Annotated in this window: 14 protein-coding genes; 7 read left to right on the top strand and 7 right to left on the bottom strand. The window is 71.4% G+C overall.

The annotated features are described in order from the left end of the window. Nucleotides 1-39: 39 nt before the first annotated feature. The 3 genes from IQ210_RS04220 to IQ210_RS04230 all read left to right on the top strand — a co-directional run bounded on the left by IQ210_RS04220 (nt 40) and on the right by IQ210_RS04230 (nt 2,346). Nucleotides 40-1,083: a hypothetical protein gene (locus IQ210_RS04220; RefSeq protein WP_194077149.1), complete on the top strand. Its 1,044-nt coding sequence runs from the start codon at nt 40-42 to the stop codon at nt 1,081-1,083. A gap of 62 nt (nt 1,084-1,145) precedes the next feature. Beyond that, nucleotides 1,146-1,580 carry an SsgA family sporulation/cell division regulator gene (locus IQ210_RS04225; protein ID WP_194077152.1) on the top strand — a complete coding sequence of 145 codons (435 nt, stop codon included), beginning with the start codon at nt 1,146-1,148 and terminating at the stop codon, nt 1,578-1,580. A gap of 64 nt (nt 1,581-1,644) precedes the next feature. Continuing rightward, nucleotides 1,645-2,346, top strand: coding sequence for a DUF2238 domain-containing protein (locus IQ210_RS04230; RefSeq protein WP_194077153.1), 702 nt, complete (start codon nt 1,645-1,647; stop codon nt 2,344-2,346). Here IQ210_RS04230 and IQ210_RS04235 read toward each other — a convergent pair. Both IQ210_RS04235 and IQ210_RS04240 read right to left on the bottom strand, forming a co-directional pair. Continuing rightward, nucleotides 2,267-2,755: a DUF6328 family protein gene (locus IQ210_RS04235; protein ID WP_194077154.1), complete on the bottom strand. Its 489-nt coding sequence runs from the start codon at nt 2,753-2,755 to the stop codon at nt 2,267-2,269. The two genes, IQ210_RS04230 and IQ210_RS04235, sit on opposite strands and share 80 nt — an antisense overlap. 59 nt (nt 2,756-2,814) lie before the next feature. Continuing rightward, nucleotides 2,815-3,798: an aldo/keto reductase gene (locus IQ210_RS04240; RefSeq protein ID WP_194077155.1), complete on the bottom strand. Its 984-nt coding sequence runs from the start codon at nt 3,796-3,798 to the stop codon at nt 2,815-2,817. A gap of 137 nt (nt 3,799-3,935) precedes the next feature. Between IQ210_RS04240 and IQ210_RS04245 the strand changes: the two genes are divergently transcribed. After that, nucleotides 3,936-5,615, top strand: coding sequence for a cholesterol oxidase substrate-binding domain-containing protein (locus tag IQ210_RS04245; RefSeq protein ID WP_194077156.1), 1,680 nt, complete (start codon nt 3,936-3,938; stop codon nt 5,613-5,615). On the opposite strand, the gene IQ210_RS04250 is transcribed toward IQ210_RS04245, so the two are convergent. The 3 genes from IQ210_RS04250 to IQ210_RS04260 form a co-directional block, all read right to left on the bottom strand. Continuing rightward, the gene (locus tag IQ210_RS04250) at nt 5,612-6,202 is read right to left on the bottom strand and encodes a TetR/AcrR family transcriptional regulator (RefSeq protein WP_194077157.1); all 591 of its coding nucleotides are present in this window, start codon (nt 6,200-6,202) and stop codon (nt 5,612-5,614) included. The two genes, IQ210_RS04245 and IQ210_RS04250, sit on opposite strands and share 4 nt — an antisense overlap. Then, nucleotides 6,199-7,653 (bottom strand): MFS transporter, encoded by a 1,455-nt coding sequence (locus IQ210_RS04255; RefSeq protein ID WP_194077158.1) that lies wholly within the window; start codon nt 7,651-7,653, stop codon nt 6,199-6,201. The genes IQ210_RS04250 and IQ210_RS04255 overlap by 4 nt, the downstream gene beginning before the upstream one ends. Before the next feature lie 91 nt (nt 7,654-7,744). Next, a complete protein-coding gene (locus IQ210_RS04260) occupies nt 7,745-8,959 on the bottom strand; it encodes an FAD-dependent monooxygenase (RefSeq protein WP_194077160.1) in 1,215 nt (404 codons plus the stop codon). A gap of 313 nt (nt 8,960-9,272) precedes the next feature. Here IQ210_RS04260 and melC1 point away from each other — a divergent pair, with 313 nt between their 5' ends. After that, nucleotides 9,273-9,623: an apotyrosinase chaperone MelC1 gene (gene melC1, locus IQ210_RS04265; RefSeq protein WP_194077162.1), complete on the top strand. Its 351-nt coding sequence runs from the start codon at nt 9,273-9,275 to the stop codon at nt 9,621-9,623. A 31-nt stretch (nt 9,624-9,654) separates the two neighbouring features. Next, a complete protein-coding gene (melC2, locus tag IQ210_RS04270) occupies nt 9,655-10,479 on the top strand; it encodes a tyrosinase MelC2 (protein WP_194077165.1) in 825 nt (274 codons plus the stop codon). Nucleotides 10,480-10,489: 10 nt separating this feature from the next. Here melC2 and IQ210_RS04275 read toward each other — a convergent pair whose 3' ends face one another. Both IQ210_RS04275 and IQ210_RS04280 read right to left on the bottom strand, forming a co-directional pair. Then, nucleotides 10,490-11,188, bottom strand: a complete 699-nt coding sequence (locus tag IQ210_RS04275; protein WP_194077167.1) for a ribonuclease H family protein — start codon at nt 11,186-11,188, stop codon at nt 10,490-10,492. A 94-nt stretch (nt 11,189-11,282) separates the two neighbouring features. Next, nucleotides 11,283-12,077: a VOC family protein gene (locus tag IQ210_RS04280; protein WP_194077169.1), complete on the bottom strand. Its 795-nt coding sequence runs from the start codon at nt 12,075-12,077 to the stop codon at nt 11,283-11,285. Between the two features lie 144 nt (nt 12,078-12,221). On the opposite strand from IQ210_RS04280, the gene IQ210_RS04285 reads away from it, so the two are divergent. Next, nucleotides 12,222-13,223, top strand: coding sequence for a zinc-binding alcohol dehydrogenase family protein (locus IQ210_RS04285; RefSeq protein ID WP_194078169.1), 1,002 nt, complete (start codon nt 12,222-12,224; stop codon nt 13,221-13,223). Nucleotides 13,224-13,278 lie beyond the last annotated feature (55 nt).

Below are 13,278 nucleotides of genomic sequence, written 5' to 3' on the forward strand. Positions count from 1 at the left end.
GTGTGCAGTCCCATCAGCCCCTCCTCAGGAGAGACACCTGTGACCCTAGCGATCGATCCGTCCGAGACGTCGGCCGAGACGTCCCCCGCGCCGCTGTCCGACCTCGTGGCGCGGGACGCCCGCGAGTTCGGCGTCTACGCGCGGACCGGCGGATGGGCCTTCGGCCTGATGGTGGCGCGCAGCGTCCGGCCTGGCGGGCAGGGCGCGGACGAGACGCCGAAGGTGTCGGCGAAGGAGTTCGCCGAGCTCGCCGGCTGCTCCGCCGACCGTGTCATGCGCTACTACAAGGCATGGGACCGGGCCGCCGACGACGGCATCGTCCCGCAGTTCGAGGCGCTCGCGCCGGGCCAGGAGGTGGAGCTGCCGGACGCCGACGTGTGGCTCAGCTACTACGTCTCCCGCAACAGCGCCACGTCCGAGCGCGGCACCGCCATCGCCGAGGCCGCCGAGGCGGAGGGCATCCGGCCGACGAAGGCGCTGGAGGTCGCCGAGAACCCGACCGCGCTGCGGGCCGCGATCCTCGCCGACCCCTCCACCGCCCGCGCCGCCCGCCAGGCGCTCCTGGACCGGGTGCGCGAGGACCCGGAGCTCCAGTCCGAGCTGGCCCGTGACGTCGTGCGCACCGACGACCTGAAGAAGGCCGTCGCCACCGAGAGCCGGGCCGCCGACCGGATCGGCTACGTCCGCCAGATCGCCGAGTCCGGCCAGATCAAGACCCCGGCCGGCCAGACCGTCGACGCGCCCGTCGACCTCCGCCAGGAGGCCGAGCGCCACCTCTCGCTCCTGGACGAGCTGGAGGACGACGAGGACACCGGCGAGTGGGCCACGGAGGCCTACGACACCATGAAGACCCTCGTCGTCGAGGCCGTGGAGGCCGACCCCGAACTCCGGGTCCAGGAACGGCGGACGAAGTTCTACAGCAGTCTCCAGAAGGCGACGAAGGTCTTCGAGGAGCTGACCTTCGACGACGCGCAGGACTTCTACGAGGACGACATGGTCCAGCAGCTGGAGGAGTTGCAGCAGGCCATCGGCGCCTGCATCACCGCGTTGCGCGGGGCCCGCGGGAATCACTCTCCGGAGTGAGCATCTTGTGCGCGACAGGGGTACTAGAGGGGGCCAAGTCCGTTCTCCCCGGAGGCCCTCAGGTGAACCCCCTCGTGCACAAGTCCCTGGTCGTGCAGCTCCAGGCGGGCGTCACGCACCGTTTCCCCGTGCTCGCCCACCTGTCGTACGACGCCTCCGACCCGTTCGCCGTCACGGCGGTGTTCAGCCATGACGGCCGGGTCCTCGCCCGCTGGCGGCTCGACCGGGAGATGCTCGCCGAGGGGCTGTTCAAGCCCGTCGGGCTGGGTGACGTACGCATGTGTCCCGTGTCCACGGGCATGGGGCACGAGCTGCGCATCGAGTTCCTCGGCGACGCCCACCCCGACGGCGGCCGGCATCACGCCGTGATCTTCGTGTGGGCCCCGGCGGTGACCACGTTCCTGCGCAGAACCCGGGAACTGGTCCCGCCGGGCAGCGAGCGGAGCGGGGTCGACGAGTTCCTCGCCGAGCTCTTCGCTCAGGACCGGGCTGAGTAGCCGTACTCATGCCCGGCGCGCGCGGTGCCAGCACGATGGGGCTCCGACGAAAAGGAGCCTGAACATGACAGCAGTGCGCCGCCCGCTGCCCACCCTCCTCGCGGGGGCCGTGGTAGTGGGGATGGTCCTCTCCGCGTGGGGCCCGAAGGACCGCACCACCTGGTTCCTGGAGACCGTGTGGGTGCTGGTGGGCCTGCCGCTGATCGTGCTGGCCCGGCGCCGCTTCCCGCTCACCGACCTGCTGTGCTGTCTGCTGGCCGTGCACGCGGTGGTGCTGATGGTGGGCGGCCACTACACCTACGCGCAGGTGCCGCTCGGGAACTGGCTGCGCGACGAACTGGGCCTGGAGCGCAATCCGTACGACCGTTTCGGCCACCTCATGCAGGGCTTCGTACCGGCCGTCCTGGTACGGGAGTTGCTCAGCCGCACCTCACCGCTGCGCGGCAGCCGTTGGCTGGCGCCGCTGACGGTGTGCGCGTGCCTCGCCTTCAGTGCCGTCTTCGAGATGCTGGAGTGGCTGGCCGCGGTGGTCGGCGGTCAGGCGGCGGACGCGTTCCTCGCGACGCAGGGGGATGTGTGGGACACGCAGTGGGACATGTTCTGCGCGCTCCTCGGGGCGACCGTGTCGGTGCTGGTGCTGAGCCGTGTGCACGACCGTCAGCTGTCGAAACTGCCGCTCCCGGACGTCACTTCGTCGTATAGCGGCGCCGCACCCACAGCGGGACGACGAACCAGCACACGAGGTACCACGCCACTACCGCGGTGACCAGCCAGGGCACGAACGGGTCGTGGGTGGCGACGCGGAGGATCAGCAGGAGCGAGGAGGCGGTGGTGACGAGGAGCAGCAGCAGGCCGATGAAGGTCAGCCGCGAGGCCCACTCCACCGCCCGTGGCTTGATGCGCCGCCCGGAGACCAGACGGTGCAGGGAGACCGGCCCGATGAGGGCGCCGGTGGCGGTGGCGCCGAGGACGACCGTGACGATGTAGATGGCCTTCTCGGTGTGGCCGAGGTCGGCGTACTTCGGGGTGAAGACGACGGTCAGCAGAAAGCCGAACAGGATCTGCACACCCATCTGGGCGACGCGGATCTCCTGCATGAGCTCCCCCCACATGCGGTCGGCTCGCTCGTCCGCGGTCTCGTCACGGCCGGTACGCCTCTCCGGTGCCTGCACCATGCGGGACGGGTAACCCGGTGTCTGATCGTTCAAACAGCCGGGTCACCCGCGCCGGCGGACTACCAGCGGCTCTCGACCTGGTCCTTGATCCGCCGGTCGTAGATGTCCTGGATCGCGGTGAGCGTCTCGGCGGACAGCTCCGGCAGCGCGGCGGCGGCCGCGTTGGCGCGGGCCTGCTCCGGGTTGCGGGCGCCGGGGATGACGGTGGTGACACCGGGCTGCTGGACGATCCAGCGCAGGGCGAGCTGGGCCGGGGTGTACCCCTCGGGGGCGAGGGCGGAGAACTCGGCGGCGGCCTCCACGCCGGTCGTGTAGTCGACGCCGGAGAAGGTCTCGCCGACGTCGAAGGACTCGCCGTGCCGGTTGTAGGTGCGGTGGTCGTTCTCGGGGAAGACGGTGTCCTTGGTGTACTTCCCCGACAGCAGACCGGAGGCCAGCGGGACGCGAGCGATGATCCCGACGCCGGCCTCCTGGGCGGCGGGAAGCACCTTCTGCAGCGGCTTCATGCGGAAGGCGTTGAAGATGATCTGCACGCTCGCCACACCCGGCCGGGCGATCGCGGTGAGGGCCTCCTCGCAGGTCTCCACGCTGACGCCGTAGGCGGCGATGCGCTCCTCCGCGACGAGGGTGTCGAGGGCGTCGAAGACCTCGTCGCTCGAGTAGACGGGGGTGGGCGGGCAGTGCAGCTGCACCAGGTCGAGGCGGTCGACGCCGAGGTTGCGGCGGGAACGGTCGTTCCAGGCGCGGAAGTTGTCGAGGACGTAGTTCTCCGGGATCTGCTCGACGCGGCGGCCCATCTTCGTCGCCACGAACACATGCAGATCGGGGCGGCCGCGCAGGAACGTCGCGATGGTCTGCTCGCTGCGGCCGTCGCCGTAGACGTCGGCGGTGTCGAAGAAGGTGACTCCCGACTCGGCCGCCGCCTCCAGTACCGAAAGGGCTTCCTTGTCGTCGACGTCTCCCCAGTCGGCACCCAACTGCCACGTACCGAGACCGACGACGGATGCCCGCTGACCCAACCTGCCGAAAGTGCGCTCGTCCATGGCGTCAGTCTGTCATCCGCCACGGCCGCGCGCGGAACGGGCTCCGCCAGGCCGCCACCTGTGAATGATTCACTCACATGAGTGAATGCCTTCGACGGGCAAGCGCTCTCTGTCAAGCGAGTGCCTAGCTTGTGCCCGTGACGGACACATGGACCCGCAGGAGTTTTCTCCTCAGCGCAGCCGCTCTGACCCTGCTGCCGGCCGATCCGGCGGTCGCCGCGGCGGAACTCCCGGACTTCCCCGGAGACGTCGCCCTCTATCGCACGGCCTACCGGAACTGGGTCGGCGAGATCACCGCGGACGGCCTGTGGGCCTGCTCCCCGGCCGACGGGGAGCAGGTCGTCGCCGTCGTCAACTGGGCCTGGAGAAACGGCTGGAGAGTACGCGGCCGGGGTTCCTCCCACGGCTGGTCCCCGCTGACCCTCACGGAGGGCACCCCGTCGGACGCCCCCGTCCTCCTCGTGGACACCGCTACCCATCTGACCGGCCTGACCCTGGAGTCGTCGCACGCCGTGCGGGTCGGCACCGGCGTCACGCTGGAGGCCCTGCTGACGTTCCTGGAGGGGCACGGCCTCGGGGTCACCGCCGCCCCCGCGCCCGGCGACCTCACGCTGGGCGGCGCCCTGGCGATCGACGCGCACGGCACGGCCGTACCCGCGCGGGGCGAGGAGCGGCTGCCGGGACAGACGTACGGCTCGCTCAGCAATCGCGTGCTGACCGTCACGGCGGTGGTGTGGGACGAGGCGAGCGACGCGTACGTCCTGCGGACCTTCGACCGCGCCGAGGCGGACAGCGCGGCGCTGCTGACCCACCTCGGTCGGGCCCTCGTCACCGAGGTGGTGCTGCGGGTCGGTGCCAACAGCAATCTGCGCTGTGTGAGCCGTACGGACATCCCGGCCGCGGAGCTCTTCGCCGCGCCCGGCGGGGACGGGCGCACCCTCGCGAGCTACCTGGACCAGGCGGGGAGGGTGGAGGCGATCTGGTTCGCCTTCACGGAGTTCCCGTGGTTGAAGGTGTGGAGCGTCGAGCCGACGAAGCCGCTCACCTCGCGGCGGGTGACGTCGCCGTACAACTACCCGTTCTCCGACAACGTCCCCACCCTGGTGGCGGACATCGCCGGGCGGATGGTGTCGGACGCGGCCTGGTATCTGGCGCCGGTACTCGGGAACGCGCAGTACGACGCGGCCGCGCTCGGGCTCGTGGCGACGCTGTCGGCCGACATCTGGGGGCCGTCGAAGAACACGCTGCTCTATCTGAAGCCGACCACGCTGCGGATCAACGCCAACGGCTACGCGGTGCTCACGCGGCGGGACCAAGTGCAGCGGGTCGTCGCCGAGTTCACCGACTTCTACCGGGAGCGCCTTGCGGTGTACTCCGCGCTCGGCCGGTTCCCGGTCAACGGCTCGGTGGAGATCCGGGTGACGGGCCTCGACGACCCGGCGGACGCCGAACTCGTCGGCGCCCGGGCCCCGTTGCTGTCCGCGCTGCGGCCCGACGCCGGGCACCCGGAGTGGGACACCGCCGTCTGGCTGGACATCCTGACGCTGCCGGGGACGCCGTACGCGGAGCAGTTCCTGCGCGAGATCGAACGGTTCCTGCTGGACAGCCACGACGGCACGGACTCCCTCACCCGGGTGGAGTGGTCCAAGGGGTGGGCCTACACCGAGGACGCGGTGTGGGACGACGAGGAGGTGCTGGGCACGGTGGTGCCGGCGTCGCTCGGGGACGGGGCGTGGGGGCAGGCGGCCGGGATGCTGGACCGGCTCGATCCGCACCGGGTGTTCGGGAACGCCTTCCTGGACCGGCTGTTCGGCTAGGGCGTCAACTGGGCCTGCACCAGAGGGGCGTAGCGGTCGACGATGTCCTCGATCGCGCTCGCCCTCAGATGCGGGCCGCGGGCTATGCCGTACATGACGCCCAGGCCCAGCAGGGTGCCGACGGCGAGTTCGGCGCGCAGGCCGGCGTCGGGGCCGGTGAGGCGGTCGGCGAGGAGTTCGGTCACCTGGGTGCGGAAGTTGGCGCGCAGGATGTCGCCCTGCTCGCCGTGCAGGGGCGCGAACGCGATCCGCAGCAGGGGGTCGGCGCCGCGTTCGCTCTGGCTCTCCAGGACGTGCCGCACCATGTGCCGGCCCAGTTCGGGCAGCGAGGCGTCCAGCAGCGCCTCCGCGTCGGCCTCGAAGGACATGACGCGGGCGAAGAGGGCGTCCTTGTTGCCGAAGTACTTGAGGATCAACGGCGGGCTGACTCCGGCGCGTTCGGCGACGTCCTTGAGGGTGATGTCGGTGTGGGCGTGCCGGGCCAGGAGGTAGCGGGCAGACCTGAGGATCGCCGCCTTGGTGGCCTCGGCGTCCCGGCGCGCGGGTGCCGCGTCGGAGGCGGTGGGTGGAGTGCTCACAGCTCTCATGCTCCCTCCATCACCTCCTTCCGGGGTCCCCGGGCCCGCCACGTGCCGCCGGTCTCGGGATCGCCGGGGATGCAGAGCGCGACGGCGCTGCCCGCCAGGGCGATCGCGCCCGCGATGCCGAAGGCGAGCAGATAGCCGTCGAGGGTGGGCACCGGGAGGCCGCCCACCGGGCTGGTGTGCCGGACCAGCACCGCGGCGACGGCGGCGCTCGACACGGCCTGGCCGATCGTGCGCATGAGGACGTTGACGCCGTTGGCGGACGCGGTCTGGCCGGCCGGGACGGCGTGCAGGATCAGCGTCGGCAGCGCCGAGTACGCCAGAGTGGTGCCGGTGCCGACGACCGCCGCGCCCACCATGATCATCCACAGGTCGCGGCTGTCGGCGATCCGCACCGCGTACCCGGCCGCGATGACCGCGGCGCCCAGGGCCAGGGTGACGCGCGGGCCGCGGGCCGCCGAGATCCTGGCGGAGAGGGGTGAGAACAGCAGCATGATGAAGCCGCTCGGCAGCAGCACCAGTCCCGTCTGCACGATCGACAGGTCGAGCCCGTACCCGGTGGCCTCGGGCGCCTGCACCAGCTGGGCGGTGACGAGGGAGTTGGCGTAGAACGCGAACCCGGTCAGCAGCGCGGCGACGTGCGACAGCCCCACACGCGGCCGGGAGACCAGCCGCAGGTCGACCAGCGGCCGTTCGGCCCGCAACTGCTGCCACCACCACAGGGTGAGCACGGCGACGGCGGCCGCGAAGAGTCCGACGATCCGCGCGCTCCCCCACCCCCACTGCCCGCCCTGCGACACCCCGAGCAGCAGACACACCAGGCCGGTGGCCAGCCCCAGCGTGCCCGGCACGTCGAACCGGCCCGGCTCGCGCACCGGCGACTCCCGCACCGCCCACCACACCGATCCGACGCCCACGGCACCGAGGGCCGCGGTCACCCAGAACATGGCGTGCCAGTTCGCGTACTGCACGATCACCGCCGCGAGCGGCAGCCCCAGCGCCGCACCGATGCCGACGGTCGAGCTCATCAGCGCGACGGCGTGCCCCCGCCGCTGCGGCGGGAGCTCGTCGCGCAGGATGCTGATGGACAGCGGTACGACCGCGGCGGCGGCGCCGGACAGCGCGCGGGCGGCGATGAGCACCCGGATGTCGGAGGACAGGGCGCACAGCACCGAGCCGGCGGCCATCAGCGCGAGCGCCGCCATGAGGACCCGGCGTTTGCCGTACATGTCCCCGGCGCGGCCGAGGACCGGGGTGAGGACGGCGCCGGCCAGCAGGGTCGCGGTGACCATCCAGGAGACGGTGCCCGGCGAGGCGCCGGTCAGTCGCGGCAGGTCCGGCAGCAGCGGGACGACCACGGTCTGCATGACGGCCATGAGGATGCCGCCGAAGGCCAGCACCGGGACCGTCAGCCGGTCCCGGAGCGGGCGGGGTATCGGGGCGGGTGCGTCCATCGGCACTCCAGCGGGACATGAAAAAATGGTGAATGGCTATTCACCATAGTGGGTGAATAGCCATTCACCTAGCGAAATTCCCGACGCTCCTTCAGTCCTTGCGGGAGTCCAGCGCCCGTGCGTGCACGTTCCGGGCGATCTTCGGTCCCAGCCAGCGCTTGAACCGGCGCAGCACCTCCAGCTGTCCGGCGGCCCGGTCGATCCGGTAGTAGAGCTGGGGCGGGACGTAGGGCAGCAGCGGGGAGTGGCGCTGGCCGAGCAGGGCGAACATCTGCTGCGGGGGCAGGCCGATGTAGCGCGGGAGGTTCTCGTACCACTGGGCGCTGTAGCGGGCGGCGCTCTGGACCGAGAGGAGTTCCGCCTTGCGCCGGCGCTCGTACCGGGCGAGGGCCTCGGGGAGCTCGGCGTGCTCGCGCAGCGCCTCGGCCAGGGCCATGGCGTCCTCCAGGGCGAGGGTCGTCCCGGCGCCGATGGAGTAGTGCGTGGTGTGGGCGGCGTCGCCCATGAGCACGAGGTTGCCGTGCGACCAGGTGCGGTTGGTCAGGGTGCGGAAGTTCAGCCACTGGGCGCTGCCGTCGGCCGAGGAGCGGCCGATGAGGGCGTGCCCGTCCAGGATGTCGGCGAAGAGCTTCTCCAGCAGGGCCAGGCCCTCGCCCTCGTCGGCCCGGTCGAGGCCGAGGCCGGTCCAGGTCTCGGGGGCGCATTCGATGACGCAGGTGCTGCGGTCGGGGCCGAAGCCGTAGCCGTAGCACCAGATCCAGCCGTGGTCGGTCTCGACGAAGGCGAAGGTGAAGGCGTCGAAGACCTTGGTGGTGCCGAGCCAGACGTAGTGGTTGCGGCCGGCCCTGACCTCGGTGCCGAAGTGTTCGGCGTGCGCGGTGCGCAGCGCGCTGTGGACGCCGTCGCCCGCCACGACCAGGTCGGCGTCGGGCACGTTCTCCGGGGTGATGCCGTGCTCGAACTCCAGGCGGACGTCGAGGGAGCGGGCGCGGGCGGCGAGGAGTTCCAGGAGGCGGTGGCGGCCGATGCCGTGGCCCTCGTCGCCGTCCTGGCGGGTCGCGAGGTCCCGCACATGGGCGACGCCGTGGTTCCAGCGGACGGAGTGCTCCTCGACGGCACGGGCCGACTCGGGGTCGTGTGCGTGCAGCTTGTCGAGCAGTCCACGCCAGTAGGTGACGCCCCAGCCGTACGTCGAGCCCTCCGGATTGCGCTCGTAGACGGTGATGTCGTGGGACGGGTCCTGCAGTTTGAGCAGGATCGACAGATACAGGCCGGCGGGCCCGCCTCCGACACAGGCGACCTTCACGCGCACCCCTGGGAATCACTCAGAGCGGTCATTTGACGACGCAGGGTAGCAGGGCTTTGCGTCAGCTTCCGCGGGTGAGGCAGGTCACCGGCGAGGCGCCGTTCGGGGAAAGATCACCGGGCGGGCGGGTGCGCGCGGTGGAATTTCCCCTTCCAGAGCCTCTCCTTCACACTTCACAGCAAGATCATCTTCGTTCAATCTTGCACCGGATATCGGGAATTGTCCGGATCGCAGCCAACCGGTCGCAGCCGCCTCTTCGGCACCGATAGGCATACGGGGTCATCCGCCGCACCCATCCGAAAGGACCGACCCCGTGGCCGAACTGACCCGGCGTCACGCCCTCGCCTCCGCGGCCGCCGTCGCCACCACGGTGGCCGTCGCCCCGCAGGCCTCCGCCCACGACCACCACTCCCCCGACATCTTCGACGAGGTCTACAAGGGCCGCCGGATACAGGGCCGGCCGGCCTCGGGCGGCGGTCACCACCACGGCGCCGGATACGCCGTGTTCATCGACGGGGTGGAGCTGCACGTGATGCGCAACGCCGACGGCAGCTGGATCAGCGTCGTCAGCCACTACGACCCGGTGCCGACACCGAAGGCCGCCGCACGCGCCGCGGTCGACGAGCTCCAGGGCGCGCCGCTCGTCCCGCTCCCGGCCAACTGACCTTCTCCGTACACGTTTTGGAGTACCGCACATGACCGTCCGCAAGAACCAGGCGAACCTGACCGCCGACGAGAAGCGGCGGTTCGTCGCCGCCGTCCTGGAGCTGAAGCGCAGCGGCCGCTACGACGCCTTCGTCACCACGCACAACGCGTTCATCATGTCCGACAGCGACAACAGCGAGCGCACGGGCCACCGTTCACCGTCGTTCCTGCCCTGGCACCGCAGATACCTCCTGGAGTTCGAGCGGGCGTTGCAGTCGGTGGACGCGTCCGTCGCGCTGCCGTACTGGGACTGGTCGGCCGACCGCTCCCCCCGCGCCGCGCTGTGGGGGCCGGACTTCCTCGGCGGCACCGGGCGCAGCCGGGACGGCCAGGTGATGGACGGGCCGTTCGCCGCGTCGGCGGGCAACTGGCCCATATCCGTGCGGGTGGACGGCCGCACGTTCCTGCGCCGCTCGCTCGGCACCTCCGTGCGCGAGCTGCCGACCCGGGCGGAGGTCGACTCGGTGCTGGCGATGGCGACGTACGACATGGCGCCCTGGAACAGCGCGTCGGACGGCTTCCGCAACCACCTGGAGGGCTGGCGCGGGGTCAATCTGCACAACCGGGTCCATGTCTGGGTCGGCGGCCAGATGGCGACCGGGGTCTCCCCCAACGACCCGGTGTTCTGGCTGCACCACGCCTACGTCGACAAGCTGTGGGCCGAGTGGCAGCGCCGGCATCCGGACTCGGGGTATCTGCCGGCGGCCGGGACGCCGGACGTCGTCGATCTGGGCGAGACGATGAAGCCGTGGAACGACGTACGCCCGGCGGATCTGCTGGACCACCGGGCGCACTACACCTTCGACACGGACTGAGGCCGGCTGATCAGGCCCCTGCCGTACGGCACTCCGGGTGACCCCAGCCCTGGTCGTTCTTGGCGATGTCCGCGCCCGCCGCGTAGGGACGGCCGCACATGCAGCGGCCGGGGAACTTCGCCTTGACGGTGCGGGACGAGGAGGCCGAACCGCCGCTTCGCCGGGGCGACTTGGCCTTGGCGGGGCGGGAGGTCTTCGGGGTGTCCGGGGAGGGCGGCGGCTCGGGGGAACCCTGATCGCTGCCCGCGGGCTCCTGGACCGTGGCGGCCTGGCTGGCGGCGCGGTCCGCGAAGTCGTTGAGGCGGTCGCCGTCGACCTGGTGGGCGGGGACGTAGCGGAAGTCGACCGTGCGGCCGTCGAGAAGTTCGTCGATGCGGACGACCAGTTCCTGGTTGGCGACCGGCTTGCCCGCGGCCGTCTTCCAGCCGTTGCGCTTCCAGCCGGGCAGCCAGGTGGTGACGGCCTTCATGGCGTACTGGGAGTCCATCCGGATCTCCAGCGGCACGTCCGGGGCGACCGCCGTCAACAGGCGTTCCAGCGCGGTCAGTTCCGCGACGTTGTTGGTGGCCCGGCCGAGCGGACCCGCCTCCCAGCGGGCCGGGGTCTCCGCCTCGTCGGCGACGACCCAGGCCCAGCCGGCCGGTCCGGGATTTCCCTTCGATGCACCGTCGCACGCGGCCACCACACGTTCACGCATGCGACCGATCATGCCACGGTCGGGCCAGGGCCTGTCCGGCGGACCAAGTCGCGGGAAAGCAGCGGCGCCTCATCAACGCCGATGCCCGGCCCCAGGGCCCGGGAGCTCAGACCTCGCTGATCTTCGGCATCTCTCCCTCGGTGGTCGACATGTCGATCACCGAGAAGCTCGCGCCCTGGGGGTCGCTGAGGGCGGCGAACCGGCCGAAGGGGCTGTCCACCGGCCCGAAGCGCAGGGTGCCGCCGAGCTTGGTGGCCTTGGCGACGGCGTCGTCGCAGTCGGCGACCGCGAAGTAGACGTTGATGTACGAGGGGACCTCCGGCGGGAACTCCTCCGTCATCTTCATCCGGCCGAGGACCGTGTTCTCGCCGACGTCGAACATGCCGAAGTCCATCGAGTCGTCCTCCATCCGTTTCCTGGAGTACGGGAAGACGGCCGGGAAGAACGCGTCCACCTTCTCGGGGTCGCGTGTGAAGATCTCCGCCCAGGCGTACGCGCCCGGCGTGCCGACGGCCTCGAAGCCCTCGTGGACACCGGCCTGCCAGACGCCGAAGACGGCGCCGCCCGGGTCGCGGCCCAGGCACATCGTGCCGAAGTCGCCGACCGCCATGGGCTCCATCAGGATCTCGCCGCCGTTGTCGCGGATCTTGGCAGCGGTCGCCGCCGCGTCCGGGCTCGCGAAGTACAGGCACCACTGCGACTGGCCCTCCTGCCCGGGCATGGGCGGGACGACGGCGGCGACGGCCTTGCCGTCCGCGTAGGCCTGCGTGTAGTTGCCGTACTCCGACGACGCCTCGCCGAAGGTCCAGCCGAGGACGTCGCCGTAGAAGGTCTTCGCTCCCTCCACGTCGCTGAACATCGCGTCGGCCCAACAGGGGGTTCCCTCAGGTTGTACGGCCATGACTGCGGCCCTCTCCGGTTCGGTGGGTGGTCCGGTTTCTCACGCTAGCCACGTGTTCGCCGGGGCGCGCGCCGAACGGTTCGGTCCGTTTCAGACTGGATAAGGGCCTTCGCGGAGAGGGGGAGCCTCATGACGGCCGGTGTGATGCGGGCGTGGTCGGTGGTGCGGCCGGGGCCTCTGGAGGAGGCGGCCCTCCAGTTCGTCGAGAAGCCGGTGCCCACTCCGGCGGACGACGAGCTCCTCGTGCGGGTGACCGCGTGCGGGGTGTGCCGGACCGATCTGCATGTCGCCGAGGGAGATCTGCCGGCGCACCGGCCCGGGGTGACGCCGGGGCACGAGGTCGTCGGGGTGGTGGCCCGCGCGGCGCCCGGCTTCGCCGAGGGCGACCGGGTGGGGGTCGCCTGGCTGCGCCGTACCGACGGCACGTGCGCGTACTGCCTGCGGGGCGCCGAGAACCTCTGCCCGGCCTCCCGCTACACCGGCTGGGACGCGGACGGCGGGTACGCCGAGTACACGACCGTGCCGGCCGCCTTCGCCCACCGGCTGCCGGCCGGGCTCGACGACGTTGCGGCGGCGCCGCTGCTCTGCGCCGGCATCATCGGCTACCGAGCGCTGCGCCGGGCAGCGCTGCCGCCCGGCGGACGGCTCGGGTTGTACGGGTTCGGCGGCAGCGCCCATCTGTGCGCCCAGGTCGCGCTCGCCGAGGGCGCCACCGTGCACGTCCTCACGCGCGGCGCCGCGGCCCGACGCCTGGCGCTCACCCTGGGAGCCGCCTCCGCGCAGGACGCGTACGCCGCGCCGCCCGAGCCCCTGGACAGCGCCATCCTGTTCGCCCCCGCCGGGGAGCTGGTCCCGGTGGCGTTGAGGGGGCTCGCCCGGGGCGGGACGCTGGCGATCGCCGGCATCCATCTCAGCGACATCCCGTCGCTGCGCTACGAGAGCGAGCTGTTCTACGAGAAGCAGGTGCGCAGCGTCACCTCCAACACCCGCGAGGACGCCCGGGAGTTCCTGGCCCTCGCCGCGCGTCACGGCGTACGCGCCACGACGCACACCTATCCGCTGGAGCGGGCCGACGAGGCGCTGCGGGACCTCGAGGCCGGTCGTTTCGAGGGGGCGGCGGTGCTGGTGAACGACCCGGGCCAGTAGGCCGCCGCCCTCTTGACGCAGGTCGTACAGGTAGGCGATTTTAACGATAAACACG

This window comes from Streptomyces justiciae (assembly GCF_015163075.1).
Taxonomy (GTDB): domain Bacteria; phylum Actinomycetota; class Actinomycetes; order Streptomycetales; family Streptomycetaceae; genus Streptomyces; species Streptomyces justiciae.